The 26634-nt window shown below is 69.8% G+C and carries 22 protein-coding genes; 4 read left to right on the plus strand and 18 right to left on the minus strand.

The window, feature by feature from the left end; genetic code table 11:
* From recQ to JGS39_RS20225, 15 genes are all read right to left on the minus strand, one after another.
* The coding region (gene recQ, locus JGS39_RS20155) for a DNA helicase RecQ (protein ID WP_236065769.1) at positions 1 to 1912 on the minus strand (1912 nt) is incomplete at its 3' end.
* 167 nt (positions 1913 to 2079) lie between these two features.
* Positions 2080 to 3744, minus strand: coding sequence for an NADH-quinone oxidoreductase subunit NuoN (gene nuoN, locus JGS39_RS20160; RefSeq protein WP_219570589.1), 1665 nt, complete (start codon positions 3742 to 3744; stop codon positions 2080 to 2082).
* On the minus strand, positions 3741 to 5312 hold the full coding sequence (locus JGS39_RS20165; RefSeq protein WP_219570591.1) for an NADH-quinone oxidoreductase subunit M: 1572 nt from the start codon (positions 5310 to 5312) through the stop codon (positions 3741 to 3743). Before JGS39_RS20165 ends, nuoN begins: the two co-directional genes overlap by 4 nt.
* A gap of 4 nt (positions 5313 to 5316) precedes the next feature.
* A complete protein-coding gene (nuoL, locus tag JGS39_RS20170; protein ID WP_219570593.1) occupies positions 5317 to 7212 on the minus strand; it encodes an NADH-quinone oxidoreductase subunit L in 1896 nt (631 codons plus the stop codon).
* 13 nt (positions 7213 to 7225) lie between these two features.
* Positions 7226 to 7525 (minus strand): NADH-quinone oxidoreductase subunit NuoK, encoded by a 300-nt coding sequence (gene nuoK / locus JGS39_RS20175; RefSeq protein WP_018101339.1) that lies wholly within the window; start codon positions 7523 to 7525, stop codon positions 7226 to 7228.
* On the minus strand, positions 7522 to 8352 hold the full coding sequence (locus tag JGS39_RS20180) for an NADH-quinone oxidoreductase subunit J (protein ID WP_219570595.1): 831 nt from the start codon (positions 8350 to 8352) through the stop codon (positions 7522 to 7524). Before JGS39_RS20180 ends, nuoK begins: the two co-directional genes overlap by 4 nt.
* Positions 8349 to 9050: an NADH-quinone oxidoreductase subunit NuoI gene (gene nuoI, locus JGS39_RS20185; RefSeq protein WP_219570597.1), complete on the minus strand. Its 702-nt coding sequence runs from the start codon at positions 9048 to 9050 to the stop codon at positions 8349 to 8351. The genes JGS39_RS20180 and nuoI overlap by 4 nt, the downstream gene beginning before the upstream one ends.
* Complete coding sequence (gene nuoH / locus JGS39_RS20190) at positions 9043 to 10446, minus strand: NADH-quinone oxidoreductase subunit NuoH (RefSeq protein WP_219570599.1); 1404 nt, start codon at positions 10444 to 10446, stop codon at positions 9043 to 9045. Before nuoH ends, nuoI begins: the two co-directional genes overlap by 8 nt.
* Entirely contained in the window at positions 10443 to 12974 is a 2532-nt protein-coding gene (locus JGS39_RS20195) for an NADH-quinone oxidoreductase subunit G (RefSeq protein ID WP_219570600.1), read from the minus strand. The genes nuoH and JGS39_RS20195 overlap by 4 nt, the downstream gene beginning before the upstream one ends.
* Entirely contained in the window at positions 12971 to 14338 is a 1368-nt protein-coding gene (gene nuoF, locus JGS39_RS20200; protein ID WP_219570602.1) for an NADH-quinone oxidoreductase subunit NuoF, read from the minus strand. The genes JGS39_RS20195 and nuoF overlap by 4 nt, the downstream gene beginning before the upstream one ends.
* Entirely contained in the window at positions 14335 to 15150 is an 816-nt protein-coding gene (gene nuoE / locus JGS39_RS20205) for an NADH-quinone oxidoreductase subunit NuoE (protein WP_219570619.1), read from the minus strand. Before nuoE ends, nuoF begins: the two co-directional genes overlap by 4 nt.
* A 29-nt stretch (positions 15151 to 15179) precedes the next feature.
* Entirely contained in the window at positions 15180 to 16502 is a 1323-nt protein-coding gene (locus JGS39_RS20210) for an NADH-quinone oxidoreductase subunit D (RefSeq protein ID WP_219570604.1), read from the minus strand.
* Positions 16502 to 17215 (minus strand): NADH-quinone oxidoreductase subunit C, encoded by a 714-nt coding sequence (locus JGS39_RS20215; RefSeq protein WP_219570605.1) that lies wholly within the window; start codon positions 17213 to 17215, stop codon positions 16502 to 16504. The genes JGS39_RS20210 and JGS39_RS20215 overlap by 1 nt, the downstream gene beginning before the upstream one ends.
* Positions 17212 to 17766, minus strand: a complete 555-nt coding sequence (locus JGS39_RS20220) for a NuoB/complex I 20 kDa subunit family protein (RefSeq protein ID WP_030926341.1) — start codon at positions 17764 to 17766, stop codon at positions 17212 to 17214. Before JGS39_RS20220 ends, JGS39_RS20215 begins: the two co-directional genes overlap by 4 nt.
* Before the next feature lie 17 nt (positions 17767 to 17783).
* On the minus strand, positions 17784 to 18143 hold the full coding sequence (locus tag JGS39_RS20225) for an NADH-quinone oxidoreductase subunit A (RefSeq protein ID WP_136328529.1): 360 nt from the start codon (positions 18141 to 18143) through the stop codon (positions 17784 to 17786).
* 796 nt (positions 18144 to 18939) lie between these two features.
* Here JGS39_RS20225 and JGS39_RS20230 point away from each other — a divergent pair.
* Entirely contained in the window at positions 18940 to 19785 is an 846-nt protein-coding gene (locus JGS39_RS20230; RefSeq protein ID WP_219570607.1) for a C40 family peptidase, read from the plus strand.
* A 207-nt stretch (positions 19786 to 19992) separates the two neighbouring features.
* Positions 19993 to 21237 (plus strand): MFS transporter, encoded by a 1245-nt coding sequence (locus JGS39_RS20235; protein ID WP_219570608.1) that lies wholly within the window; start codon positions 19993 to 19995, stop codon positions 21235 to 21237.
* Here the strand turns inward: JGS39_RS20235 and JGS39_RS20240 are convergent.
* Entirely contained in the window at positions 21203 to 22486 is a 1284-nt protein-coding gene (locus JGS39_RS20240; protein ID WP_219570609.1) for a geranylgeranyl reductase family protein, read from the minus strand. The two genes, JGS39_RS20235 and JGS39_RS20240, sit on opposite strands and share 35 nt — an antisense overlap.
* 97 nt (positions 22487 to 22583) lie before the next feature.
* Here JGS39_RS20240 and JGS39_RS20245 point away from each other — a divergent pair, with 97 nt between their 5' ends.
* Positions 22584 to 23108 (plus strand): GNAT family N-acetyltransferase, encoded by a 525-nt coding sequence (locus JGS39_RS20245; protein WP_219570610.1) that lies wholly within the window; start codon positions 22584 to 22586, stop codon positions 23106 to 23108.
* Here JGS39_RS20245 and JGS39_RS20250 read toward each other — a convergent pair.
* Both JGS39_RS20250 and JGS39_RS20255 read right to left on the minus strand, forming a co-directional pair.
* Entirely contained in the window at positions 23050 to 24945 is a 1896-nt protein-coding gene (locus JGS39_RS20250; RefSeq protein ID WP_219570612.1) for a zinc-ribbon domain-containing protein, read from the minus strand. The two genes, JGS39_RS20245 and JGS39_RS20250, sit on opposite strands and share 59 nt — an antisense overlap.
* A 187-nt stretch (positions 24946 to 25132) precedes the next feature.
* Complete coding sequence (locus tag JGS39_RS20255) at positions 25133 to 25825, minus strand: demethylmenaquinone methyltransferase (RefSeq protein ID WP_219570614.1); 693 nt, start codon at positions 25823 to 25825, stop codon at positions 25133 to 25135.
* Between the two features lie 243 nt (positions 25826 to 26068).
* Here JGS39_RS20255 and JGS39_RS20260 point away from each other — a divergent pair, with 243 nt between their 5' ends.
* Positions 26069 to 26578, plus strand: a complete 510-nt coding sequence (locus JGS39_RS20260; RefSeq protein WP_219570616.1) for a SigE family RNA polymerase sigma factor — start codon at positions 26069 to 26071, stop codon at positions 26576 to 26578.
* The last annotated feature ends 56 nt before the right edge of the window (positions 26579 to 26634 follow it).

Below are 26634 nucleotides of genomic sequence, written 5' to 3' on the forward strand. Positions count from 1 at the left end.
GGAGGTCCTGGCGGGCCTCGACATGGACGAGGCCCGCCAGGACCTCCAGCACACCCTCCCCGTACGTCGCCAGCTTCTTCTCGCCCAGGCCGCTGATCCCGCCCAGTTCGCCCAGCGATGACGGACGCAGGGTCGCGATCTCGCGCAGCGTGGCGTCGTGGAAGATCACATACGCCGGGAGGCCCAGCTCCTTGGCCTGGGCGCCGCGCCAGGCGCGCAGGGCCTCGAAGACCGGGAGGGCCTCCGCCGGGAGCTCGGCCGCGGCTGCCGAGGACTTCGCCTTGCGCTCGCCCTTGGACGAGGAGGAGCGGGAGGCGGGCTTCGGGGCCTCCTTGCGCAGCAGCACCTCGCGCTCCCGGCCGAGCACGGTGCCGCTCTCCTCCGTGAGCACCAGCGTGCCGTACTCGCCCTCGACGGCGATCAGGCCCTGGGCCAGCAGCTGGCGGACCACGCCGCGCCATTCCGCCTCGGCCAGTTCCTCGCCGATGCCGAACACCGAGAGCTGGTCGTGGTCGAACTGGATGACCTTCGCGGTCTTGCGGCCCAGCAGGATGTCGATGATCTGGCCGGCGCCGAACTTCTGTCCGCGTTCCCGCTTCAGCCGGACCACCGTGGACAGCAGCTTCTGGGAGACCACCGTGCCGTCCCAGGTCTCGGGCGGGTTCAGGCAGGTGTCGCAGTTGCCGCAGGAGGACGCGGTGGGGTCCTGGCCGAAGTAGGTGAGCAGCTGGGCCCGGCGGCACTGGACGGTCTCGCAGAGCGCCAGCATGGAGTCCAGGTGCGCGGCGGCCCGGCGGCGGAAGGCCTCGTCGCCCTCTCCGCCCTGGATGAGCTTGCGCTGCTGGACGACGTCCTGGAGTCCGTAGGCCATCCACGCCGTGGACGGGGCTCCGTCACGGCCGGCCCGGCCGGTCTCCTGGTAGTAGCCCTCGACGGACTTCGGCAGGTCGAGGTGGGCGACGAAGCGGACGTCCGGCTTGTCGATGCCCATGCCGAAGGCGATCGTCGCGACGACGACGAGGCCCTCCTCCCGCAGGAAGCGGGACTGGTGGGTCGCGCGGGTCCCGGCGTCCAGGCCCGCGTGGTACGGGACGGCCTCGATGCCGTTGCGGCAGAGGTACTCGGCGGTCTTCTCCGTGGAGTTGCGCGAGAGGCAGTAGACGATGCCCGCGTCGCCCGCGTGCTCCTCCTTCAGGAAGGAGAGCAGCTGCTTCTTCGGGTCCGACTTCCCCACGATGCGGTACTGGATGTTGGGCCGGTCGAAGCTGGCCACGAAGTGCTTGGCGTCGGGCATGCCGAGGCGCTGGGTGATCTCGCGGTGCGTGGCGCCCGTCGCCGTGGCCGTCAGGGCGATGCGCGGGACGTCGGGCCAGCGCTCACCCAGCACGGACAGGGCCAGGTAGTCGGGCCGGAAGTCGTGGCCCCACTGGGCGACGCAGTGCGCCTCGTCGATCGCGAAGACGGAGATCTCGCCGCGGGAGAGCAGGCCGAGGGTCGAGTCGAGGCGGAGCCGCTCGGGGGCGAGATAGAGCAGGTCGAGCTCACCGGCGATGAACTGGGCCTCCATCGAGCGGCGCTCGTCGAAGTCCTGCGTGGAGTTGATGAACCCGGCCCGCACACCGAGCGCGCGCAGGGCGTCGACCTGGTCCTGCATCAGGGCGATCAGCGGGGAGATGACGATGCCCGTACCCCGTCTGACCAGGGACGGGATCTGGTAGCAGAGGGACTTGCCGCCGCCGGTAGGCATGAGCACGACGGCGTCCCCACCGGCCACCACGTGGTCGACCACGGCTTCCTGCTCGCCGCGGAACGTCTCGTACCCGAAGACCCGGTGGAGCGTCCGCCGCGCGTCGCTCTCGGTCACGTCCGTGCTCACGTCCGTGGTCGTATCCGTGGTCATGCCGGTGGTCATGTCCGTCACACCTGTTCCGCCCGTCATGCTCATCGCTCTGTTCCCCCGACGGCTGTCCCGTTCTGTCCCTGCGCTCTCCCCTGCCACGATAGGCGCCGCCTACGACAGCGCCGGACGGGCTTGACTTCCAAGCCCGTCCGGCGCTGGTCCAGCAGTGGTGCCTACGGCTACCTCACGAAGACCCCGGCCTGGCTCGCCAGGTCCAGGAAGTACTGCGGGGCCAGGCCCAGCACCAGGGTGACCGCGACGCCGACCGCGATCGTCGTCATTGTCAGCGGGGACGGGACGGCGACCGTGGGGCCGTCGGCCTTCGGCTCGCTGAAGAACATCAGCACGATGACGCGGATGTAGAAGAACGCGGCGATCGCCGAGGAGATCACACCGACGACGACGAGTCCGCTCGCACCGCCTTCGGCCGCCGCCTTGAACACCGCGAACTTTCCGGAGAAGCCCGAGGTGAGCGGGATACCGGCGAACGCCAGCAGGAACACCGCGAAGACCGCGGCGACCAGCGGGGAGCGCCGGCCCAGCCCGGCCCACTTCGACAGGTGCGTCGCCTCGCCGCCCGCGTCGCGCACCAGGGTGACGACGGCGAAGGCGCCGACCGTCACGAAGGAGTACGTGGCCAGGTAGAAGAGCACCGAGGAGATGCCCTGCGGAGTGGCCGCGATGACACCGGCGAGGATGAATCCGGCGTGCGCGATCGAGGAGTAGGCCAGCAGGCGCTTGATGTCGGTCTGGGTGATGGCGACGATCGCGCCGCCCACCATCGTGACGATCGCGATGCCCCACATGACCGGGCGCAGGTCCCAGGTGAGGCCCGGCAGCACCACGTACAGCAGCCGCAGCAGCGCACCGAACGCGGCGACCTTCGTGGCCGCGGCCATGAAGCCGGTGACCGGGGTCGGGGCGCCCTGGTAGACGTCCGGGGTCCACATGTGGAACGGGACGGCGCCGACCTTGAAGAGCAGACCGGTCAGGATCATCGCGCCGCCGATCAGCAGCAGCACGTCGTTGCCCATGGTGTCGGCGAGCGCCGGGTCGATCTGCTGGATGGACCCGTCGACGACGGTGGCGATCTGCGCGTACGAGACGGAGCCCGCGTACCCGTAGAGCAGGGCGATCCCGAAGAGCAGGAACGCCGAGGAGAAGGCGCCGAGCAGGAAGTACTTCACCGCGGCCTCCTGCGACATCAGCCGCTTGCGGCGGGCGACGGCGCACAGGAGGTAGAGCGGGAGCGAGAAGACTTCCAGGGCCACGAAGAGCGTCAGCAGATCGTTGGCCGCCGGGAAGACGAGCATGCCCGCCACCGCGAAGAGGAGCAGCGGGAAGACCTCGGTGGTGGTGAACCCGGCCTTGACCGCGGCCTTCTCGCTGTCGCTGCCGGGGACCGACGCGGCCTGCGCGGCGAACGAGTCGACGCGGCTGCCGTGCGACTCGGGGTCGAGGCGCCGCTCGGCGAAGGTGAAGACGGCGACCAGCGACGTCAGCAGGATGGTGCCCTGGAGGAACAGGGCGGGTCCGTCGACGGCGATGGCGCCCATCGCGGCGATGTGTGCCTTGGTCGTGCCGTATCCGGCGGCTGCCAGGCCGATCACCGCGGCGAACGCGGCGACCAGGGCGGCGACGGCCAGGAACACTTGTGTGTAGTAGCGGGCCCGGCGCGGCACGAAGGCCTCGACGAGCACGCCCAGGACAGCGACTCCGATGACGATCAGGACCGGCGTCAGCTGGGTGTACTCGATGACGGGGGCCTTGAACTTCTCGTCCGGGGCGGCCGATGTCACCCCGCCCGCCATTGTCCACAGGCTGTGGACAGCTGTTGCGCTCACTTGGCGGCCTCCACCTCGGGCTGGGGGTCCTTCTTCTGTACGTCCGACATGGTGTGCTGCACCGCCGGGTTGACGATCTCCGTCAGCGGCTTCGGGTAGACGCCCAGGAAGATCAGCAGAGCGATCAGCGGGACGACCACCACCAGCTCACGGACCTTGAGGTCCGCCATGCCCTGGACCTCGGCCTTGACCGGCCCCGTCATCGTCCGCTGGTAGAGGACGAGGACGTAGATCGCGGCGAGCACGATCCCGGTGGTGGCGATGATGCCGACCGCCGGATACGCGGCGAACGCGCCGACCAGGACGAGGAACTCACTGACGAACGGGGCGAGCCCCGGCAGCGACAGCGTGGCCAGGCCACCGATCAGGAAGGTGCCGGCCAGGACCGGCGCCACCTTCTGCACTCCGCCGTAGTCGGCGATGAGCCGCGAGCCGCGCCGGGTGATCAGGAAGCCCGCCACCAGCATCAGCGCGGCGGTCGAGATGCCGTGGTTGACCATGTAGAGCGTCGCACCCGACTGGCCCTGGCTGGTCATCGCGAAGATGCCCAGGATGATGAAGCCGAAGTGCGAGATCGACGCGTAGGCGATGAGCCGCTTGATGTCGCGCTGGCCGACGGCGAGCAGCGCCCCGTAGATGATGCTGATCAGTGCCAGCACCAGGACCACCGGGGTGGCCCACTTGCTGGCCTCCGGGAAGAGCTGGAGGCAGAAGCGCAGCATCGCGAAGGTGCCGACCTTGTCGACGACCGCGGTGATCAGCACGGCGACCGGGGTGGTCGCCTCACCCATGGCGTTGGGCAGCCAGGTGTGCAGCGGCCACAGCGGGGCCTTCACCGCGAAGGCGAAGAAGAACCCGAGGAAGAGCCAGCGTTCGGTGCTGGTCGCCATGGTCAGCGAGCCGTCGGCCCGGGCCGCGGCGATCTCGGAGAGCGAGAACGTCCCCGCGACCACGTAGAGCCCGATCACAGCGGCCAGCATGATGAGGCCGCCGACCAGGTTGTAGAGGAGGAACTTGACGGCCGCGTACGAGCGTTGGGCCGCCGCGTTCTCGTCGCTCCCGGAGTGGGCCCGGTCCCCGAAGCCGCCGATGAGGAAGTACATCGGGATGAGCATGGCTTCGAACAGGATGTAGAAGAGGAAGACGTCGGTGGCCACGAAGGAGAGGACCACCATCGCTTCCACCATCAGGATCAGGGCGAAGAAGCCCTGGGTGGGGCGCCAGCGGGAGGAGTTCGTCTCCAGGGGGTCGGCGTCGTGCCAGCCGGCCAGGATGACGAAGGGGATCAGCAGGGCGGTGAGCGCCATGAGCGCCAGCCCGATGCCGTCCACCCCCAGCTCGTACCGCACGCCGAAGTCCTTGATCCAGGCGTGCGATTCGGTGAGCTGGTAGCGGCTGCCGCCGGGCTCGAAGCGGGCGAGCGCGATGCCCGCCAGCACGAGGGTGCCCAGCGAGAAGGCGAGCGCCAGCCATTTGGCTGCGGTGCGCCGGGCTGCCGGGACGGCGGCGGTGGCGACCGCGCCGATCGCCGGGAGCGCCGCCGTCGCTGTCAGGAGGGGAAAGGACATGTGATCAGACCGCCCTCATCAGCAGGGTCGCGGCGATGAGAACCGCCGTACCGCCGAACATCGAGACCGCGTAGGTGCGGGCGTAGCCGTTCTGCAGTTTGCGCAGCCGGCCGGAGAGCCCGCCCATGGAGGCGGCCGTGCCGTTGACGACGCCGTCGACCAGGGAGTGGTCGACGTAGACCAGGGAGCGGGTGAGGTGCTCGCCGCCGCGGACCAGGACCACGTGGTTGAAGTCGTCCTGGAGGAGGTCGCGGCGGGCCGCCCGGGTGAGCAGCGAGCCGCGCGGGGCGACCGCGGGCACGGCCTTGCGTCCGTACATCACCCAGGCGACGGCGACACCGATGACGAGCACCACCATGGTGGCGGCCGTGACGGTGGTCGCGCTGACCGGGGCGTCCCCGTGGCTGTGTCCCGTGACGGGCTCCAGCCAGTGCAGGAAGCGGTCGCCGATGGAGAAGAAGCCTCCGGCGAAGACCGAGCCGAACGCCAGGACGATCATGGGGATGGTCATGGACTTCGGGGACTCGTGCGGATGCGGGTCGTGGCCTTCCGCGTCCGGCTGCCAGCGCTTCTCGCCGAAGAACGTCATCAGCATCACGCGCGTCATGTAGAACGCGGTGATCGCGGCACCCAGCAGCGTGACCGCTCCGAGGATCCAGCCCTCGGTGCCGCCCTTGGCGAAGGCCGCCTCGATGATCTTGTCCTTGGAGAAGAAGCCGGACAGACCGGGGAAGCCGATGATCGCGAGGTAGCCGAGGCCGAAGGTGACGAAGGTGACCGGCATGTACTTGCGCAGCCCGCCGTACCTCCTCATGTCCACCTCGTCGTTCATGCCGTGCATGACCGAACCTGCGCCGAGGAAGAGCCCGGCCTTGAAGAAGCCGTGCGTGACCAGGTGCATGATCGCGAAGACGTAGCCGATCGGGCCGAGCCCGGCGGCCAGGATCATGTAGCCGATCTGCGACATCGTCGACCCGGCGAGGGCCTTCTTGATGTCGTCCTTCGCGCAACCGACGATCGCACCGAAGAGCAGCGTGACCGCTCCGACGACCACGACGACCAGTTGTGCGTCCGGGGCGCCGTTGAAGATCGCGCCGGAGCGGACGATCAGGTAGACGCCGGCGGTCACCATGGTGGCGGCGTGGATCAGGGCCGAGACCGGGGTCGGGCCCTCCATCGCGTCACCGAGCCAGGACTGCAGCGGCACCTGGGCGGACTTGCCGCAGGCGGCGAGGAGCAGCATCAGGCCGATCGCCGTCAGCTTGCCCTCGCTCGTCTCCCCGGTCGCTTCGAGGACGGGGCCGAAGGCGAAGGTGCCGAAGGTGGTGAACATCAGCATGATCGCGATCGACAGGCCCATGTCGCCGACCCGGTTGACCAGGAACGCCTTCTTCGCGGCGGTGGCCGCGCTGGGCTTGTGCTGCCAGAAGCCGATGAGCAGGTACGACGCCAGACCGACGCCCTCCCACCCGACGTACAGCAGCAGGTAGTTGTCGGCGATGACCAGGATCAGCATGGCCGCGACGAACAGGTTCAGATAGCCGAAGAAGCGACGCCGGCGCTCGTCGTGCTCCATGTAGCCGATCGAGTAGATGTGGATCAGGGTGCCCACACTCGTGATCAGCAGGACGAAGGTCATCGACAGCTGGTCGAGCTGGAAGGCCACATCGGCCTGGAAGCCCTCGACCGGAATCCAGCTGAACAGCTTCTGGTGCAGCGCGCGGTCGTCGGCGCTCCTGCCCAGCATGTCGGTGAAGAGCACCACGGCGACGACGAAGGAGGCGCCGGCGAGCGCGGTGCCCAGCCAGTGGCCCACGCGGTCTAGGCGTCGGCCGCCGCAGAGCAGCACCACTGCTCCGAGCAGGGGCGCCGCGACGAGCAGCGCAATGAGATTTTCCACGGTCAAGCGCCCCTTACAGCTTCATCAGGCTGGCGTCGTCGACCGAGGCCGAGTGGCGGGAACGGAACAGCGACACGATGATCGCGAGCCCGACCACGACCTCCGCGGCGGCGACGACCATCGTGAAGAAGGCGATGATCTGGCCGTCGAGATTGCCGTGCATCCGGGAGAAGGTGACGAACGCGAGGTTGCAGGCGTTGAGCATCAGCTCCACGCACATGAACACCACGATCGCGTTCCGCCTGATCAGCACCCCGGCCGCGCCGATGGTGAACAGCAGAGCGGCGAGATAGAGGTAGTTGACCGGATTCACTTGGCGACCTCCTCTTCTTCTGCGGTGTCCCGGCCGAGCCGCTCACCGGAGCGCTGCTCCAGTGCCTTGAGGCCGGCCAGCGACTCATGGGACACATCGCGCATCTGGCCGCGCTTGCGCAGCGTCTGCATGACGGTGAGTTCGGACGGCGTGCCGTCCGGGAGGAGTCCGGCGACGTCCACGGCGTTGTGCCGGGCGTAGACGCCGGGTGCGGGCAGCGGCGGCAGGTGGTTGCTGCGCACGCGGTCCTCGGACATCTCCCGCTGGTTCTTCGCCCGTTCGGTGCGCTCGCGGTGCGTGAGCACCATCGCGCCGACCGTGGCGGTGATCAGCAGGGCGCCAGTGATTTCGAAGGCGAAGACGTACTTGGTGAAGATGAGGCTGGCGAGCCCCTCCACGTTTCCGCCGTGCTCGGCGTTGGCCGCGCCGAGGCCGTTGAAGCTGTTCAGCGAGGCGTTGCCGATTCCGGCGACCAGGAGGACACCGAAGCCGAGCCCGCATCCTGCGGCCAGCCAGCGCTGGCCCTTGAGGGTCTCCTTCAGCGAGTCCGCCGCCGTGACACCGACGAGCATGACCACGAAGAGGAACAGCATCATGATCGCGCCGGTGTAGACGACGACCTGGACGATGCCCAGGAAGTAGGCACCGTTGGCGAGGTAGAACACCGCCAGGATGATCATGGTTCCGGCCAGGCTCAGCGCGCTGTGCACCGCCCGCTTCATGAGCACGGTGGCCAGGGCGCCGATCACGGCGACCGTGCCGAGCACCCAGAACTGGAAGGCCTCGCCGGTCGAGGTCTGGGAGGCCGCTGCGGCCAGGCCGGTCATGCGTCCACCTCCTGCGTGGCGCCGTTGCTCTCGTTGTCCCCGTCGTCGGGCTTCTCGCCCTTGGAGACGGCGAGCTGGCGTTCCGTACCGGGGGCGGCCTCGGTCACCAGGCCCCGGTAGTAGTCCTGTTCGTCCGTGCCGGGGAAGATCGCGTGCGGGCTGTCGACCATGCCTTCCTCCAGGCCCGCGAGCAGCTCGTCCTTGGTGTAGATGAGGCTCTCGCGGGTGGTGTTGGCGAGCTCGAACTCATTGGTCATCGTCAGCGCCCGGGTCGGGCAGGCCTCGATGCACAGTCCGCAGAGGATGCAGCGCGCGTAGTTGATCTGGTAGACGCGGCCGTAGCGCTCCCCCGGGGAGTAGCGCTCCTCTTCGGTGTTGTCCGCGCCCTCGACGTAGATCGCGTCCGCCGGGCAGGCCCAGGCGCACAGCTCGCAGCCGACGCACTTCTCCAGCCCGTCCGGGTGGCGGTTGAGCTGGTGCCGGCCGTGGAAGCGCGGCGCCGTGACCTTCGGCGTCTCCGGATACTGCTCGGTCAGCCGCTTCTTGAACATGGCCTTGAAGGTCACGCCGAAGCCGGCCACCGGATTCTGGAACTTGTCCTCCGAAGAACCCGAGGACTGCGGGGACCCCGAGGACCCGGAAGCCTGCGTGGACTTCGCCGGCTTCTTGGACCCTGGCGACTCAGACAGTTCAGACACCGCCGGCCTCCTTTCCGTCACTCGGATTTTCGTCACTCTGAGTATCCATGCCACCACTGACAACGAGCTCCCGCTCCCGGCGCGGCCTGCGCCTGGGCACGGGCGGCAGGGTCTGTCCGGGCAGCGGCGGCACCGGGAATCCGCCCGCCATCGGGTCGAACGCCGGCTCCGGTTCCGCGTGGGCCTCGGCTTCCCGGCCCTTCCTGTCGCGGAAGATGTCGACGACGAAGGAGATCAGCAGGACCGCGATCACGGCCCCGGCCACGTAGAGCAGGATCCGCGAGAAGTCGTAGCCCTCGTTGCGCAGCGCCCGTACGGTCGCGACCATCATCAGCCAGACGACGGAGACCGGGATCAGGACCTTCCAGCCCAGCTTCATCAGCTGGTCGTAGCGGACCCGGGGCAGCGTGCCGCGCAGCCAGATGAAGAAGAACAGCAGCAGCTGGACCTTGAGGACGAACCAGAGCATCGGCCACCAGCCGTGGTTCGCGCCCTCCCAGAAGGTGCTGATCGGCCACGGGGCCCGCCAGCCGCCCAGGAACAGGGTCACGGAGACCGCGGAGACGGTGACCATGTTGACGTACTCGGCGAGCATGAACATCGCGAACTTGATCGACGAGTACTCGGTGTTGAAGCCGCCGACGAGGTCGCCCTCGGACTCCGGCATGTCGAACGGGGCTCGGTTGGTCTCACCGACCATCGTGATGATGTAGATGATGAAGGAGACCGGCAGCAGGATGATGAACCAGCGGTCCTCCTGTGCCTCCACGATCTTCGAGGTCGACATCGACCCGGAGTAGAGGAAGACCGAGGCGAACGCGGCGCCCATCGCGATCTCGTAACTGATCATCTGCGCGCAGGAGCGGAGCCCGCCGAGCAGCGGGTACGTCGATCCGGAGGACCAGCCCGCCAGCACGATGCCGTAGATCCCGACCGAGGCGACCGCGAGGATGTAGAGCATCGCGATCGGCAGGTCGGTGAGCTGCATCGCCGTACGGTGCCCGAAGATCGAGACTTCGTTGCCCGACGGTCCGAACGGGATGACCGCGATCGCCATGAACGCCGGGATCGCCGCGATGATCGGGGCGAGGACGTAGACGACCTTGTCCGCCCGCTTGACGATGACGTCTTCCTTCAGCATCAGCTTGATGCCGTCGGCGAGCGACTGGAGCATGCCCCAGGGGCCGTGCCGGTTGGGGCCGATGCGCAGCTGCATCCAGGCGACGACCTTGCGCTCCCACACGATGGAGAAGAGCACGGTCACCATCAGGAACGCGAAGCAGAACACCGCCTTGATGACGACGAGCCACCACGGGTCGGTGCCGAACATCGACAGGTCCTCGGCGGCGAGCACGGCGCCGCGCGGGGCCGTGGCCAGTTGAGCGAAGGCACTCACGCCCCCACCTCCGGTGTGACGTCGGAAATGCCGGGTGCGGCGGGGCCGATCCGGACCGGACCGCCGGGCTGGACACCGGTGTCGCCCGGGACACCGCGCCCGACGGAGTTCAGCGGCACCCAGACCACCCGGTCCGGCATCTCGGTTACCTGGAGCGGCAGTTGTACGCTGCCCGCCGGGCCGGAGACGGCCAGCAGATCGCCGTCCTTGACGCCGGTCTCGGCGGCGGTGGCGGCGGAGAGCCGGGCGACCGCGGCGTGCCGCGTCCCGGCCAGCGCCGTGTCGCCCTCCTGGAGCCGGCCCAGGTCGAGCAGCATCCGGTGGCCCGCGAGGATGGCCTCGCCGTCGCCGGGCCGGGGCAGCGGCTGGGCGGAGGCGCGCGGGTCGTCCGCGTGCGTACCGGTCCAGCCGCCCAGCCGGTCCAGCTCGCGGCGTACGGACTTCAGGTCCGGCAGCGCGAAGTGACTGGTCCCGTCGGAGCCTCCGGCGTGGGCGAGCGCGTCGGCCAGCATGTGCAGCACCCGGGCATCGCCCGGCGCGAGGTTCCGCGTCATCTGCTCGGGCTTCAGCGCGGCCTCGAACATCCGCGCCCTGCCCTCCCAGTTGAGGAAGGTGCCGGACTTCTCCGCGACCGCGGCCACCGGGAACACCACGTCGGCGCGGTGGGTGACCTCGCTGGGCCGGAGCTCCAGGGAGACCAGGAAGCCCACCTGGTCCAGGGCCTCCAGGGCCCGTGCCGGGTCGGGCAGGTCGTTGGCCTCGACACCGGCGACGAGCAGCGCGCCCAGTTCGCCGGAGGCCGCGGCCTCGACGATCTGGCCGGTGTCGCGGCCGAAGCGGGACGGGAGTTCGGCCACGCCCCAGACGGACGCCACCTCTTCCCGGGCCCGCGGGTCGGTGGCCGGGCGGCCGCCGGGCAGCAGCGACGGGAGCGCGCCCGCCTCCACCGCACCGCGCTCGCCGGCCCGGCGCGGGATCCACACCAGGGTGGCTCCGGTCGCGGTCGCCGCCCGTACCGCGGCGGTCAGCCCGCCGGGCACTCCGGCCAGCCGCTCACCCACCACGATCAGGGCGCCTTCGCCGCGCAGGGCCTCGGCGGCCACGGCACCGTCGCCGTCCAGTCCGACCCCGCCCGCGATGGCGTCCAGCCACTCGGTCTCGGTGCCGGGTGCGGCCGGCAGCAGCGTGCCGCCCGCCTTCGTGAGGCCGCGGGTGGCGTGCGAGGCGACGGAGAAGGTGCGCTGTCCGTGCTTGCGGTTCGCCTTGCGCAGCCGCAGGAAGACCCCGGGTGCCTCCTCCTCGGACTCGAACCCGACCAGCAGCACGGTCGGGGCCTTCTCCAGCGAGGTGTACGTGACCCCGTTGCCGTCCAGGTCACGGCCGCGTCCCGCGACGCGGGCGGCCAGGAAGTCGGCCTCCTCGTTGCTGTGCACCCGGGCCCGGAAGTCGATGTCGTTGGTGTCCAGGGCGACCCGGGCGAACTTGCTGTACGCGTACGCGTCCTCGACGGTCAGCCGGCCGCCCGTGAGGACACCGGTCCTGCCGCGTGCGGCGGAGAGTCCGGCGGCCGCGGCGGCCAGCGCCTCGGGCCAGCTCGCCGGCTCCAGCTCGCCCGCCTCGTTACGGACCAGCGGGGTGGTGAGCCGGTCGCGCTGCTGGGCGTAGCGGAAGCCGAAGCGGCCCTTGTCGCAGAGCCACTCCTCGTTGACCTCGTGGTCGTTGGAGGCGAGGCGCCGCATGACCTTGCCGCGCCGGTGGTCGGTGCGGGTGGCGCAGCCGCCGGCGCAGTGCTCGCACACCGAGGGCGTCGACACCAGGTCGAACGGGCGGGAGCGGAACCGGTACGCCGCCGAGGTCAGCGCGCCGACCGGGCAGATCTGGATGGTGTTGCCGGAGAAGTACGACTCGAACGGGTCGCCCTCGCCGGTGCCGACCTGCTGGAGCGCGCCGCGCTCGATCAGCTCGATCATCGGGTCGCCCGCCACCTGGTTGGAGAACCGGGTGCAGCGCGCGCAGAGCACGCACCGCTCACGGTCCAGCAGCACCTGGGTGGAGATCGGGACGGGCTTCTCGTACGTCCGCTTCTTCCCGTCGAAGCGGGAGGTCGCGTCGCCGTGCGACATCGCCTGGTTCTGCAGCGGGCACTCGCCGCCCTTGTCGCAGACCGGACAGTCCAGCGGGTGGTTGATGAGCAGCAGCTCCATCACACCGCGCTGCGCCTTGTCGGCGACGGGCGAGGTGATCTGCGACTTGACGACCATGCCGTCGGTGCAGGTGATGGTGCAGGACGCCATCGGCTTGCGCTGGCCCTCGACCTCGACGATGCACTGGCGGCAGGCGCCGGCCGGGTCGAGGAGCGGGTGGTCGCAGAAGCGCGGGATCTCGATGCCGAGGAGTTCGGCGGCCCGGATGACCAGGGTGCCCTTGGGCACGCTGATCTCGATGCCGTCGATGGTCAGCGTGACCAGGTCCTCGGGCGGGAGCGCCGCCTCGCCGCCCCCGGAGGGCGCACTCGTGGTGACTGTCATGCGTTCACCCCCTGGGATGCGTTCTTGTCGTCGGCCCAGACGGTCGACCTGGCGGGATCGAAGGGGCAGCCCTTGCCGGTGATGTGCTGCTCGTACTCGTCGCGGAAGTACTTCAGCGACGAGAAGATCGGCGAGGCGGCACCGTCGCCGAGGGCGCAGAACGACTTGCCGTTGATGTTGTCGGCGATGTCGTTCAGCTTGTCGAGGTCGGACATCTGGCCCTTGCCGGCCTCGATGTCGCGCAGCAACTGGACCAGCCAGTACGTGCCCTCACGGCATGGCGTGCACTTGCCGCAGGACTCGTGGGCGTAGAACTCGGTCCAGCGGGTGACGGCCCGCACCACGCAGGTGGTCTCGTCGAAGCACTGGAGCGCCTTGGTGCCGAGCATGGATCCGGCGGCGCCGACGCCCTCGTAGTCGAGAGGCACGTCGAGGTGCTCCTCCGTGAACATGGGGGTGGAGGAGCCGCCCGGGGTCCAGAACTTGAGCCGGTGGCCGGGGCGCATCCCGCCGCTCATGTCGAGGAGCTGGCGCAGCGTGATGCCGAGCGGTGCCTCGTACTGGCCGGGGCCCGAGACGTGCCCGCTGAGCGAGTACAGCGTGAAGCCCGGGGACTTCTCGCTGCCCATGGACTTGAACCAGTCCTTGCCCTTGTTCAGGATCGCGGGAACCGAGGCGATGGACTCGACGTTGTTCACCACAGTGGGGCAGGCGTACAGACCGGCGACCGCGGGGAAGGGCGGGCGCAGCCGGGGCTGGCCGCGGCGTCCTTCGAGCGAGTCGAGCAGCGCGGTCTCCTCACCGCAGATGTACGCACCGGCACCCGCGTGCACGGTGAGTTCCAGATCGAGTCCGGAGCCCATGATGTTCGTACCGAGATAGCCCGCCTCGTACGCCTCGCGCACGGCCTCGTGCAACCGCCGCAGTACGGGGACGACTTCGCCGCGCAGGTAGATGAAGGCGTGCGAGGAGCGGATCGCGTAGCAGGCGATCACGATGCCTTCGATCAGGCTGTGCGGGTTGGCGAAGAGGAGCGGGATGTCCTTGCACGTCCCGGGCTCCGACTCGTCGGCGTTGACCACCAGGTAGTGCGGCTTGCCGTCACCCTGCGGGATGAACTGCCACTTCATCCCGGTGGGGAAGCCGGCGCCGCCGCGGCCGCGCAGACCGGAGTCCTTGACGTACGCGATGAGGTCGTCCGGGGACATGGCCAGCGCCTTGCGCAGTCCCTCGTATCCCTCGTGGCGGCGGTAGGTGTCCAGGGTCCAGGATTCCGGCTGGTCCCAGAAGGCGGACAGGACAGGCGCGAGAAGCTTCTCGGGACTGGTCCCGTTCTTGTCGATTTCGGCGGCCAACGTCATCACTCCCCCTCCTCGGCGGCGGGACCGGCCGGGTGGTCCGGGTCGGAGGCCGAGGTCTGCTGTGGCGCGTCATGGGAGCTGAGGTGTTCGGCGCCCTTCTGCGGTTCGTCGCTCGGGGCCTCGCCCCGCGGTCCCACCACGCGGGGCTGTGGTGTGGCCTCGCCCTTGGCCAGCTTCAGGCCGATGAGCGAGGCGGGACCCGCGCCGCCGGACGCCGCGACGGCGCCGGGGCGCTCGTCGGGGAAGCCGGCCAGGATCCGGGCCGTCTCCTTGTACGAGCACAGCGGGGCGCCCCGGGTCGGCTCGACGGTGCGGCCGGCGATCAGGTCGTCGACGAGCTGCGTCGCGCTCTCGGGCGTCTGGTTGTCGAAGAACTCCCAGTTGACCATCACGACGGGCGCGAAGTCGCAGGCCGCGTTGCACTCGATGTGTTCGAGGGTGACCTTGCCGTCCTCGGTCGTCTCGTCGTTGCCGACGCCGAGGTGGTCCTTGAGCCGGTCGAAGATCGCGTCGCCGCCCATCACCGCACAGAGCGTGTTGGTGCAGACGCCGACCTGGTAGTCGCCGCCGGCCCTGCGCCGGTACATCGTGTAGAAGGTGGCGACCGCGGTGACCTCGGCGGTGGTGAGGTCGAGCACCTCGGCGCAGAACGCCATGCCCGTACGCGAGACGTACCCCTCCTCCGACTGCACGAGGTGCAGCAGCGGCAGCAGCGCGGAACGGCTGCCGGGGTAGCGGGCGATCACTTCCTTCGCATCCGCTTCGAGCCTGGCGCGCACCTCGGCCGGGTAGGCGGGGGCGGGGAGCTGCGGCATCCCCAGACTGACTTCGCTGCGTGCTTCGGTCACCGGTCGACGCCTCCCATCACGGGGTCGATGGATGCGACGGCGACGATGACGTCGGCGACCTGGCCGCCCTCACACATCGCTGCCATGGCCTGGAGGTTGGTGAAGGACGGGTCGCGGAAGTGGACCCGGTAGGGACGGGTGCCGCCGTCCGAGACGACGTGCACGCCGAGTTCGCCCTTGGGCGACTCGACCGCGGTGTACGCCTGCCCGGCCGGGACCCGGAAGCCCTCGGTCACCAGCTTGAAGTGGTGGATCAGGGCCTCCATGGAGGTGCCCATGATCTTCTTGATGTGGTCGAGCGAGTTGCCGAGTCCGTCCGGTCCGAGCGCGAGCTGCGCGGGCCAGGCGATCTTCTTGTCGGCGACCATGACCGGTCCCGGCGCGAGCCGGTCGATGCACTGCTCGACGATGCGCAGCGACTGGCGCATCTCCTCCAGACGGATGAGGAAGCGTCCGTAGGAGTCGCAGCTGTCCGCCGTGGGGACGTCGAACTCGTAGTTCTCGTACCCGCAGTAGGGATCGGTCTTGCGCAGGTCGTGCGGGAGTCCGGCGGAGCGCAGGACCGGGCCGGTGGCGCCGAGCGCCATGCAGCCGGTGAGGTCGAGGTAGCCGACGTCCTGCATGCGGGCCTTGAAGATGGGGTTGCCGGTTGCGAGCTTGTCGTACTCCGGCAGGTTCTTCTTCATGGTCTTCACGAACTCGCGCAGCTGGTCGACCGCGCCCGGGGGCAGGTCCTGGGCGAGTCCGCCGGGGCGGACGAACGCGTGGTTCATCCGCAGGCCGGTGATCAGCTCGAAGAGATCGAGAACGAGTTCACGATCGCGGAAGCCGTAGATCATGATCGTCGTGGCGCCGAGCTCCATGCCGCCGGTGGCGATGCACACCAGGTGCGAGGAGATCCGGTTGAGCTCCATCAGGAGCACGCGCAGGACGGTGGCCCGGTCGGGGATCTGGTCCTCGATGCCGAGGAGCTTCTCGACTCCCAGGCAGTACGCCGTCTCGTTGAAGAACGGCGTCAGGTAGTCCATGCGCGTGACGAAGGTGGTGCCCTGCGTCCAGTTCCGGAACTCGAGGTTCTTCTCGATGCCGGTGTGGAGGTAGCCGATGCCGCAGCGGGCCTCGGTGACGGTCTCGCCGTCGATCTCCAGGATCAGCCGGAGCACTCCGTGCGTGGACGGGTGCTGGGGGCCCATGTTGACGATGATGCGCTCGTCGTCGGACTTGACCGCCGATTCGACGACCTCGTCCCAGTCGCCGCCGGTGACTGTATATACAGTCCCCTCGGTCGTGGCGCGGGGCGTTGCGTGGGGAGTGGTCATCAGGAGTACGACCTCCGCTGGTCCGGAGCCGGGATCTGGGCGCCCTTGTACTCGATGGCGATGCCGCCGAGCGGGTAGTCCTTGCGCTGCGGGAAGCCCTGCCAGTCGTCCGGCATCATGATCCGGGTGAGGGCGGGGTGCCCGTCGAAGATCAGCCCGAAGAAGTCGTAGGTCTCGCGCTCGTGCCAGTCGTTGGTCGGGTAGACCGCGACGAGGGACGGAATGTGCCGGTCGTCGTCCGGTGCGGAGACCTCCAGCCGGATGAGCCGGCCGTGGGTGATCGAGCGCAGGTGGTAGACGGCGTGCAGCTCGCGTCCCTTGTCACCGGGGAAGTGGACGCCGCTCACCCCCGTACAGAGCTCGAAGCGCAGTGCCGGGTCGTCGCGCAGAGTCCTGGCGACGGTGGTCAGGTGCTCGCGGGCGATGTGGAAGGTGAGCTCGTCGCGGTCGACGACCGTCTTCTCGATGGCGTTCCCGGGAAGCAGACCCTGTTCCTCCAGGGCACCTTCGAGCTCGTCGGCCACCTCGTCGAACCATCCGCCATACGGGCGCGAGGTGGCGCCCGGCAGGGTGACGGTACGGATGAGGCCGCCGTAGCCGGAGGTGTCGCCGCCGTTGTCGGCGCCGAACATGCCCTTGCGTACGCCGATGACCTCGCCGTGCTCGTCGCGCGGGGCGGGGACCGCGCCCGCTCCGGACTCCTGGTCGCTCATCGCAGCAGCCCCTTCATCTCGATCAGGGGCAGTGCCTTGAGGGCCGCGTCCTCCGCCTCGCGGGCGGCCTCCTCGGCGTTGACCCCGAGCTTGGAGCCCTGGATCTTCTGGTGGAGCTTGAGGATCGCGTCCATCAGCATCTCGGGCCGCGGTGGGCAGCCCGGCAAATAGATATCAACCGGGACAATATGATCAACACCTTGAACAATGGCGTAATTGTTGAACATTCCGCCCGATGACGCGCAAACCCCCATGGAGATGACCCACTTGGGGTTCGGCATCTGGTCGTAGACCTGCCGCAGGACGGGTGCCATCTTCTGGCTGACCCGTCCCGCCACGATCATCAGGTCCGCCTGCCGCGGCGATCCGCGGAAGACCTCCATGCCGAACCGGGCCAGGTCGTAGCGCCCTGCCCCGGTCGTCATCATCTCGATGGCGCAGCAGGCGAGGCCGAAGGTGGCCGGGAAGACGGAGGACTTCCGCACCCAGCCGGCGGCCTGCTCGACAGTGGTCAGCACGAAGCCGCTGGGCAGCTTCTCTTCGAGTCCCATGTGTGCCCCTCAGCCCCTCAGTCCCATTCCAGGCCGCCGCGACGCCATACATACGCATAGGCGACGAAGACGGTGAGCACGAAGATCAGCATCTCGACGAGCCCGAAGATCCCCAGGGCGTCGAAGGTGACCGCCCAGGGATAGAGGAAGACGATCTCGATGTCGAAGACGATGAAGAGCATCGCCGTCAGGTAGTACTTGATGGGAAAACGGCCGCCTCCGGCTGGAGTCGGGGTGGGTTCAATACCGCACTCGTACGCTTCGAGCTTCGCCCGGTTGTACCGCTTCGGGCCGATAAGCGTGGCACTGACCACGGAGAAGATCGCAAAGCCTGCCCCGAGGGCACCGAGCACGAGGATGGGCGCGTAGGCATTCACGCTCCTCGCTCCTTCCAGTCGTCCTTGACCGTTGGACCGCATCGGGCGACCTGGCTCGCCACCTCACCAAGATCGTGCACATGTGAGGCAGTTCACAAGCCCGACTGCCCCGCATCCTATGCCTGCCATCCTGTGATCTGCGACACGGGGTACGACAACACCTTTGTGATCTCCACCACCTGACGAACGATCATGAAGTCGGATGAGCGGTGATCTTCATACGCGAAGCGGCCGAGTGATCACGAGACGTGACATCTCCTGCTGTTACCGCTGGTCAAAGGGGTGTCGCTCTATCAAGCGACAGCGCCGGGCGCCAAATTGGCGATGGACGCGATCGGGTGATAAAGGGATCTGCCCCACTCTGCGTTCAGGTCCGCGTCACCCGCGCGGGGGGTCCGATGGAACGAAGTGGACGCATCCCGGCATCCATCCCCTATCGGGCGAATCATTCGCGGCGGGCGGCCAGTTCCCCACCCCCGGACATCCGCCGGTACGGCACTCCTCGCGCGAGCCGCTCGTATGCCCGTCTCGCGGAGACCATGCTGTGACCTGCGTCACTCGCGCAAGGGTGCCGGAGAAGCGGGCTTGGCCAACGGTGTGAACGGATGGTAAGTGACGGGCAATTCGGGCGTATTACTGAAAACCCGTGATCACAGCGGTGATCGCACCTGCCCGATTTGCCCGTTACGGCGTCAATAAAGGCCCTCAGAAAGCGGATTCACAGATTCCGGACGTAACTGTGTCGCAACACACGTTTCTTGATGGGACCCCTGAGGCCCTGATAGCGCTAGTACCCATGTCCCACACCGCTCTCATACCCAGCCACCGGAAGCCCCGCCGAAACGCCTCGAAGACGGCGCTGCGGGCCGGAGTTGCCGGTGGCGTCCTCAGCACCATCGCGGTCGCAGGCGCTGCCGGTCCGGCCCAGGCCGAGCCGGTGACCCAGACGATCGAGATGCCGACCATCACGGCCGGGGTCTCCACCACCGTCGCGGCGTCCGCCGAGGCCACGCAGCAGGTCGCCCTGGACCTGGAGACGCAGGCCCACGAGGAGGCGGCGGCCACCACCGCCGCCAAGGACGCCAAGAAGGCCAAGGCCGAGGCGGTCCGCAAGGCCGAGGCCAAGAAGAAGGCCGAAGCCAAGGCGAAGGCCGAAGCCGAGGCCAAGGCGGAGGCCGCCGAGCGCGCCTCCCGCTCCGCCGAGCGCACGACGCTGAGCACGTCCTCCGGCTCGTCCTCGTCCGGCTCCTCGTCGACCGCCACGACGTCGTACTCCTCCACCGCCACGGGCACCGCCGCCTCCGTCGTCGCGTTCGCGCAGGCGCAGATCGGCGACGCGTACGTGTCCGGCGGCACCGGCCCCAACTCCTGGGACTGCTCCGGCCTCGTCCAGGCCGCGTTCCGCACGGTGGGCGTCGACCTGCCGCGCGTCTCGCAGAGCCAGTCGACCGCGGGCACCCAGGTCTCGCTGAGCAACCTCCAGCCGGGCGACATCCTGTACTGGGGCGGCGCGGGCAGCGCGTACCACGTCGGCATCTACGTGGGCGGCGGCCAGTTCGTCGGCGCGCAGAACTCCTCCACCGGTGTGGTGCAGAAGTCCCTGGACTACGACCCGCCGTCGGGCGCGGTCCGCGTCCTCTGAGTTCACGGATTCACAAGCGCCTCGGCGCACATCGAAGGGCCGCGGCTCCCCCGCTCGGGAGCTGCGGCCCTTCGGCGTTCCCGGCAGGTTCCCGACCTCACCCCCAGCGGCCACGGGTGAGGTCGGGAACCTGCCGGACTCCGTAGACGGGAGCTTGTGAACTGGAGCGAACAGCTCCCGCTTCACCGAACACAGGACGGCCACGCCATGTCCACCACGACCGCTCGCCGCACCTACGCCGCTCACCCCACGCCCTTACGCGGCCGGCCGGCCGTCCTCTCCGTGACGCTGGGCATCTTCGCCGTCGTCACCACCGAGATCCTGCCGATCGGTCTGCTGACGCCGATCGGCGCCGACTTCGCCGTCGCGGACGGCACGGCGGGCCTGATGATGACGATGCCGGGCCTCCTCGCCGCCGTCGCCGCCCCGGTGGTGACCCTCGCGACGGCCCGCGCCGACCGGCGGCTGATGCTCGCCGCCTTCGTTCTTCTCCTCGCGGTGGCCAACTTCCTCACCGCCGCCGCGACCGCCTACTGGGTCGTGCTCGTCGCCCGGGTCCTGGTCGGCATCACCATCGGCGGCTTCTGGTCGATCGGCGCCGGTCTGGCCGGCCGGCTGGTCCCCGCCCCGTCCGCCGCCCGGGCGACCGCGGTCATCTTCGCCGCCGTCCCCCTCGGTTCCGTGCTCGGCGTCCCCGCCGGAACCCTCATCGGCGATCTGGCGGGCTGGCGCACCGCGTTCGTCACGATGGGGCTGCTGTCCACGGGCGTGCTGGCCCTGCTGCTCCTGACCCTGCCCGCGCTGCCGCCGGAGCGGGTCACCCGCCCGGCCGTGCTCCGCGCCCTGCTGCGCCGCCCGGACACCCGGTTCGCGCTGTTGATGACGTTCCTCGTCGTACTGGCACATTTCGGCACGTACACGTACGTGACACCGCTGTTGCGCGAGACCACCCACGCCGGGCCGGGCATGATCACCGGCTTCCTGCTCGTCTACGGTGCGGCGGGCGTGGCCGGCAACTTCCTCGGGGGCGCCCTGGTGACGCGCCGGCCGCGCACCGCGTTCGCCGCGGCCGCCGCCACGATCGCCGCGGCGACGGCGCTCCTGCCCGTACTCGGCCGGTCCGAAGCGGGCGCGCTCGCACTCCTCGTCCTGTGGGGGCTCGGCTACGGCGCGGTCCCGGTCTGCTCACAGACCTGGTTCACCCGCGCGGCCCCGAGCGCCCCCGAGGCGGCCTCGGTGCTGTTCACCGCGTCGTTCCAGGCGACGATCGCCGCCGGCGCACTGGCGGGCGGCTACGTCGTCGACCACGCCTCGCTCCACGCCGTCATGTGGCTCGGAGCCGCGACGGCACTTCTCGTGGTGCTCGCGGCCCCGGTCCACTTCCTGCGGACGGGGCAAAGGCCCTGGGTCGCGTCCGCTAGGCGCGGGGCGCGACCTTCGTCAGGCCGTTGATGATCCGGTCCATCGCGTCGCCGCCCGTCGGGTCGGTGAGGTTGGCGAGCATCTTCAGCGTGAACTTCATCAGCAGCGGGTGGGTGAGGCCGCGCTGGGTGGCGACCTTCATGACCTTCGGGTTGCCGATCAGCTTCACGAAGGCGCGGCCCATCGTGTAGTAGCCGCCGTAGGTCTCCTTGAGCACCTTCGGGTAGTTGCTCAGGGCCAGTTCGCGCTGGGCCGGGGTCGCGCGGGCGTGGGCCTGGACGATGACGTCCGCGGCGATCTGCCCCGACTCCATGGCGTACGCGATGCCTTCGCCGTTGAACGGGTTGACCATGCCGCCCGCGTCACCGACGAGCAGCAGGCCCTTGGTGTAGTGCGGCTGGCGGTTGAACGCCATCGGGAGGGCGGCGCCCCGGATCGGCATCGTCATGTTCTCGGGGGTGTAGCCCCAGTCCTCGGGCATGGAGGCGCACCACGCCTTGAGGACCTCGCGCCAGTCCAGCTCCTTGAAGGCGGCGGAGGAGTTGAGGATGCCGAGGCCGACGTTGGAGGTGCCGTCGCCCATGCCGAAGATCCACCCGTAGCCGGGCAGCAGCCGGTCCTCGGCCCCTCGCCGGTCCCAGAGCTCCAGCCAGGACTCCAGGTAGTCGTCGTCATGGCGCGGAGAGGTGAAGTACGTACGGACCGCGACACCCATCGGACGGTCCTCGCGGCGGTGCAGGCCCATCGCGACGGAGAGCCGGGTCGAGTTGCCGTCGGCGGCCACGACGAGGGGGGCGTGGAAGGTGACCGGGGTCTTCTCCTCGCCGAGCTTCGCCTCCACCCCGATGATCCGGCCGGTGCGCTCGTCCTTGATGGGGGCGCCGACGTTGCAGCGCTCGTGCAGCCGCGCGCCGGCCTTCTGCGCCTGGCGGGCCAGCTGCTCGTCGAAGTCGTCGCGCTTGCGGACCAGTCCGTAGTCCGGGTACGAGGCGAGATCCGGCCAGTCCAGCTGGAGCCGGACGCCGCCGCCGATGATGCGCAGGCCCTTGTTGCGCAGCCAGCCGGCCTCTTCGGAGATGTCGATGCCCATGGAGACGAGCTGCTTGGTCGCACGCGGCGTGAGGCCGTCGCCGCAGACCTTCTCGCGCGGGAAGGCGGTCTTCTCCAGGAGGAGGACGTCGAGTCCGGCCTTGGCGAGGTAGTACGCGGTGGTGGAGCCGGCTGGGCCTGCCCCGACGACGATCACGTCCGCGCTGTGTTCGGACAGAGGCTCGGTCACGGTCGGATCTCCCGAAGACTCGAAATCGCGTGCCGCGCGGCACATGTCCCGTGCAGTCTATGGGGGCCTGTAGATCAACCCTCCGAAGGGCTCCCCGATGTCGCTCGCACCTCCCGCGCTCCCCGTCGTACAGCTGCGTGTCCCGACCGACGAGGACGCGGTGGCCTGGCACCGCGTCTTCGACGACCCGGAGGTCATGGAGTTCTTCGGAGGCCGGTCGTCCGAACTGTCCATGTACGACGAGTGGACGGCCCGCCAGCGCAGACATGACGCGGAGCTGGGCTTCTGCCTGTGGACCGTGCTCGACGGGAACGGCGAGGTGCTCGGCTTCACGGGTGCCCAGCCGTGGCCGCACACCACGTACGGCCCCGTGGGTGAGATCGAGATCGGCTGGCGGCTCGCCCGTCCGGCCTGGGGCCGTGGCTACGCGACCGCGGCCGCGCGCATCACGCTGGAGCGGCTGCGCGCGGCCGGGGTGGAGCGGGTGGTGGCGACGATCGACGCGCTGAACGAGCGGTCGATCGCGGTCGCCCGGCGTCTGGGCATGGAGCAGGCGGAGAGCTTCACCACGCCACGGGCGGGCCAGGAGGCGCGGTGCTTCCGGCTGGAGCTGCGACGGTGACGTCCCGGGCCGGCCGTTGACGTGGAGCGTCCGGGGCGGTGGGGACGGTGACCTGGTCGGTGGACGTGTCGGCGTCGGACTGTTCCGTGGCGGGCTCACTGCTGCGGACCGGGGCGGGCTTGTTGTCGCCGCCGCTGTCACGGTCCGTCAGGGCCAGGACACCGGCGGTCGCCCCGCCGCCGACGAGCAGCGCGGCGGCGAGCGTCGCGCACCAGACGGCGACGGTCCGCCCTCGGCCGGACGGTTCGGTGGCGGGCGCGGTCGCGGGCTGCGCCGCGTACGGGGCGGCGTAGGGGTCGTACGGCCCCGGCGCCGCCGGGTAAGCCCCGGGCGCCGCCCCCGCGAGCCCCGTGAGCCGCAGCAGGTACGGGGCGACGAACACCGCGCCGCCCACCCACAGCAGGCCGAACAGCAGCACCTCCGACAGGCTGAGGGCGAACTCCACGGCGCCCCGGCCGTCCACGTCGTCGACGGTGCCGGAGAACTGCGCCGACACTCCGCCCAGCGCGGCCAGCACCAGGACCAGCAGCAGGAACAGGCCGCCCGCGGTGGCCTGTTCGCCCCTGCCCGCCGAGCGGCGCGCGGCAAGCAGTCCGATCGTGAGCGCGCAGACGACGCCGGTGGCCAGCGCCCCGGCCACCGCCCAGCCGCCGGCCACGTCCCCCAGGTCGGACAGCCCGAAGCCGCCGTGCTCCATGCCCGAGCCGAAGAAGTCCGCCTGCCCCCGCAGGTCGTACTCGAAGTGGGCGCCCCAGCTCACACCGAGCACGTGCAGTCCGATGTTGGGCAGCAGCGGCAGGGCGACCAGCAGGGCTTCGCCGTCGACGTCGTCCGCGGTGGCGTACATGACGAAGCCGGTCAGCGAGCACAGCAGCAGCACGATGCCGAGCGCCCGGACCGCCGTGCCGGCTGCCCGGACCAGGGTGAGCGTCCCGAGGCGCTGCGCCAGCCACTGGGCCGCCGCGTCGCGTTGCAGTACGCCGCCGGTGACCAGCAGCGCCATCACGAGCGCACCGAGCGCGGCGAGGACCGGGGACGACGAGACCGAGACGTCCTCGATCACGGGCTGCGCGAAGAGCCCGAGGACCAGGACGGCGGCGCCGGCCACGAGACTGATCCGCACGGCCGCTTCGAGGCCGCCACCCTGTCTGCGGGCCGCTCGGGCGCCGAGGAGCAGTGCGCCGATCCACAGCACGGTGACGGTGAGCGGGACGATGGCGAGTGTGTAGCTGCCCTGGGCACCCGGGTCCAGGCCGCCGAAGTCCGACCCGAAGTCCGAACCGCCGGATCCGTAGTCGGAGCCGTAACCGGTGTCGTAGTCGGAGCCGTTCAGGCGGCCGGGCCCGGTCGCGCTCAGCTCGAATCCGCCGCCGAACGCCTGGAGCAGCATCGCGAGCGCGATCCGCAGCCGGTCGCTCCAGCCGACGACGACGTCGTCGCCCTGGCCGTACGTGGGAATGGAGAGCGCCACCGCGAGGGCCACGATCAGTCCGGTGGGCCAGGCGGCGGCCTTCACCGAGCCTGCCCAGTCACCCCGGAACACCCGTCCGAAGAAGGCGCCGAGCGGTGAAGGAGCCGCCGGGACCGACGGCATCGGGGCGTACCCGGGCGGGGGCGGCGGTCCCGCCGCCGGAGCGAACGGGACAGCGACGGTGGGCGGCGCACCGGGTGGCGGGGGCGCGGCCGGTGCCGCCGGGAGTGCTGCGGGGGCCTGGGGAGGCGAGGTGGGCGCCTGTGGAGGCGACGCGGGCGCCGGTGGGCGCTCACGCCCGCACTTCATGCAGAAGCGCGCCTCGTCCGGCGCCGGGGACCCGCAGAAGGGACAGTACGACGGCATGAGGACTCCGCAACGGGGAGACGGGGACGGCCGGAACGGTGACACAGGGGAACGGGAAGGACGCGTGCCGTATCAACGGACACATCTTCCACGTCACCCGGTTCCCGTCAACTCCGTTCCCGTCAACTCGGATCCCCGGCACCGGATTTCACCCGGCGCACCCCGCGGGGAGCGCCCCCGGACGCCGTCAGGCGCGTACGCCCCGGTGCAGCGCGACGATGCCACCGGTGAGGTTGCGCCAGGCGACCTTCGACCAGCCGGCCTGCTGGAGCCTGGACGCCAGCCCGGCCTGGTCGGGCCAGGCGCGGATCGATTCGGCGAGGTAGACGTACGCGTCGGGGTTGGACGACACCGCACGCGCGACCGGGGGCAGCGCCCGCATCAGGTACTCGGTGTAGACGGTCCGGAACAGCGCCCGGACCGGCTGGGAGAACTCGCAGATGACCACCCGGCCGCCCGGCTTGGTCACCCGGTACAGCTCGCGGAGCGCCGCGTCCGTGTCCTGGACGTTGCGCAGCCCGAAGGAGATGGTCACCGCGTCGAAGGTCTCGTCGCGGAACGGCAGCTTCGTGGCGTCGCCCGCGGTGAACGGCAGCCAGGAGTTGCGCTTCTTGCCCTCGCGCAGCATCCCGATGGAGAAGTCGCACGGCACGACGTATGCCCCGGTCGCGGCGAACGGCAGCGAGGACGTCGCCGTCCCGGCGGCCAGGTCGAGGACCTTCTCCGCGGGCCGGGCGTGCACCGCGGCGGCGACCTCCTTGCGCCACAGCCGGGCCTGGCCGAGCGAGAGCACGTCGTTGGTGAGGTCGTAGTTCGCCGCCACGTCGTCGAACATCGAGGCGACTTCGTGCGGCTGCTTGTCCAGGGAGGCTCGGGTCACCCGCCCATTCAAGCAGCCCGGCCCTGCCGCGGCGGGGCGGGCCCGCTGTCGGGGACTTCCGCGGCGCCGATCAGCGGCGCAGTGCCTCGGCGGGCTCGATAGGGGACGGCCGGCCGCTGAGCACACTGTCCGCCGCTCACGCCCCGCGTTCGGGCACCGATCCAGATCCAGCTTCAACCTTTCCGGCCCGTCGGCACTCAGTAAGAGACGTAGTGACCACCGACAGACCGCAGAGGGGGCCGGATGACAGCCGGACACAGCCCGGACGCCACTGGCTTCGAGGAGTTCGCCCGCGCGGGTCAGCGCCGGCTGTACCGCACCGCGTACCTGCTGTGCGGCGACGCCGACGCCGCCCGTGATCTGACCCAGACGACGCTGGCGAAGCTGTTCCAGCACTGGGGCCGGGCGAGCGCGGCCGACCATCCGGACGCCTACGCCCGCACGGTGCTGACCCGTACCTACATCGCCGAACGGCGGCGCCGGCTACGGGACTTCCGTGCCCATACGCCGATCGCCGCGCCCGCGCCCGAGGCCGGCCCCGAGCTGACGGTCACGTTGCTGGCCGCGCTCGCCGAACTGCCGCCCCGCGCACGGGCCATGGTCGTCCTGCGGTACTGGGAGGACCTGAGCGTGGAGACGGTCGCCGAGCTGCTGCGCTGCAGCCCGTCCACCGTGAAGAGCCAGTGCTCGCGCTCGCTCGCCACCCTGCGCACGCGTCTGGGCGACGCGCGTCTCTACACCACCCGAAGCTGAGGAGACCGTCGTGGACATGTTTACTGACCGCTCCCCCGGCCGGGGCCCGGGCCCCG

Source organism: Streptomyces poriferorum (genome assembly GCF_019399235.1).
Taxonomy (GTDB): domain Bacteria; phylum Actinomycetota; class Actinomycetes; order Streptomycetales; family Streptomycetaceae; genus Streptomyces; species Streptomyces poriferorum.